Raw genomic sequence first — 1,645 nt, 5'->3', positions numbered from 1 at the left:
AGGCGGCGGGCGGCGGCGAGTTTGGCGCGCACGTTCCGCTTGTGCCGGGCGACGGCCGCGCGGCCGCGTTCGAGGTCGGCGAGCTTCCCGGCGGCCTCGGCGCGCTCCTGGGCGACCTCGCGCAGGGTGGTGCGCAGCTCGCGGAGCTGTCCGGCCTGCCGGGTGCCGACGCGGTCGAGGACGGAGGCCTGGTCGAGATAGTGCTCGGGGCGGGCGGAGAAGAACAGGGCGACCGAGGGGTCCAGGCCGCCGGAGCGGTACTCGGCACCGGCGAGTGAACCGAGCTTCTCCCGCAGGTCGTTGACCTTCTGCTGACCGCGTGCGAGGCGGTCCTGGGCGTGGTGGACCTCGCGGCGCAGGGCGTCGGTGCGCTCGTCGGCTCGGTCGTAGTCCTCGGTGGCCCGCTCGGCCTCCGCGTAGAGCCGGTCCAGTTCGGCCCGGGTGCCCGGGTGCGGTGTCGCGTGGGCCGGGACGGCGCCGAGTGCGGCTGCCGCGGCCGACAGCACGCACAGGGCGGCGGTGCCCCGGTCGCATCCGGTGGTGGCGAGGCGGCGATGGGCCCCCACGGCAGTCCTTCCGCTGGCGGACATGACCGTCTCCCCGGCACCGGGGACGGGGAGACCCGCGACGCCGGGGAAACGCGCCAGACCATAACCGCAGGACCGGGCGGCGGCCAAAGACCCCGGCGGACACGCACGGTGACGCCCCGCCACCGACGCAGGTCAGGGGCGGGGCGCGGGGTGTCCGGGCGGCGGTGTGATTCGCCCGTTCGGAGGGCTCGTCAGACGCGCACGCCGAACATGAACGGGCCGCCGATGGTGCTCATCGACTCGTAGCGGACGACCGTGCCGGTGCGCGGGGCGTGCAGGATCTGGCCGCCGCCCGCGTAGAGACCGACGTGGTGGATGTCGTTGAAGAAGAAGACCAGGTCGCCGACCTGGAGGTCGCTCGTGGAGTAGATCCGCGTGCCGATGTTGGCCTGCGACTCGGAGGTGCGCGGGATGGAGACGCCGGCCTGGGCGTAGGCCCACGACGTCAGACCCGAGCAGTCGAAGGAGGAGGGGCCGGTGGAGCCGTAGACGTACGGCTTGCCGATCTGGGACTGGGCGGCGGAGAACGCGGCGCCCGCGAAGCCGGAGCCCTTGGCGTTGCCGCCGAGTTCGACGCGCTGGGCGGAGGAGCGGTCGGCGCGCGCCTGCTGGTCGGCCAGCTCCTGCTTCTCCTTGGCGGTCAGGGAGTTGAGCAGCTTCTGCGCCTCGGCGAGCTTGCCCTGGACCTCTTGCTTCTTCTTGCCCAGCTCGGTGCGGGTGGAGGCGAGGTCCTTGAGCTTCTCGGTGGCCTCGGCGCGCTCCTGGGCGAGTTCGCGCTGCTTGTCCTGGATCTTCTTCAGACCCTCGACCTGCTGGGCGCTCAACTGGTCCAGCGTGGACGCCTTGTCGAGGTAGTCGTCCGGGTCGGAGGAGAGGAAGAGCTGGACGGAGGGGTCCAGGCCGCCCGAGCGGTACTGGGCGGTGGCCATCGAACCCAGGCCGTCGCGCAGCTTGTTGAGGTCCTGCTGGCCGCGCGCGACGTTGTCCTGGATGGTGGAGATCTCCTTCTGGAGCTTCTCCTGCTTCTCCTTGGCGCCGTTGTACTTCTCGGTGGC

1 protein-coding gene and 1 pseudogene are annotated in these 1,645 nt (G+C 72.0%); both read right to left on the bottom strand.

What is annotated here, in order from left to right; genetic code table 11:
• Positions 1-566: pseudogene (locus GTW40_RS25625) on the bottom strand (hypothetical protein); the annotation flags it as partial.
• Positions 567-781: 215 nt separating this feature from the next.
• Positions 782-1,645: C40 family peptidase (locus tag GTW40_RS25620; RefSeq protein WP_161182532.1), on the bottom strand; the 864-nt coding region annotated here is incomplete at its 5' end.

Origin of the sequence: Streptomyces sp. SID4985, assembly GCF_009863025.1 — a bacterium.
Taxonomy (GTDB): Bacteria; Actinomycetota; Actinomycetes; order Streptomycetales; family Streptomycetaceae; genus Streptomyces.
This window is presented reverse-complemented; position numbering and strand designations above follow the sequence as displayed.